We start from the raw sequence: 208 nt of genomic DNA, 5'->3' as shown, positions 1-208 counted from the left end.
CTTTAGTCAATAGAATTAAAATAATTGATAGCGTTTATCGGACGCGGGATGGAGCAGTTGGTAGCTCGTCGGGCTCAGCTTTTTATTAATAAAGAGTCGAAGGTCGTAGTTTTTATCAAGTCCTACTCCCACAACCATTTCTTTAGTCAATAGAATTAAAATAATTGATAGCGTTTATCGGACGCGGGATGGAGCAGTTGGTAGCTCG

At 40.4% G+C, this 208-nt stretch carries 1 tRNA gene; it reads left to right on the top strand.

Going from position 1 to position 208, the window contains the following annotated elements:
* Positions 1 to 42 precede the first annotated feature (42 nt).
* A tRNA-OTHER gene (locus tag AAEY98_RS22785) sits at positions 43 to 137 on the top strand.
* The last annotated feature ends 71 nt before the right edge of the window (positions 138 to 208 follow it).

The organism is Shewanella sp. AC91-MNA-CIBAN-0169 (assembly GCF_040310165.1).
Classification (GTDB): Bacteria; Pseudomonadota; Gammaproteobacteria; order Enterobacterales; family Shewanellaceae; genus Shewanella.
This window is presented reverse-complemented; position numbering and strand designations above follow the sequence as displayed.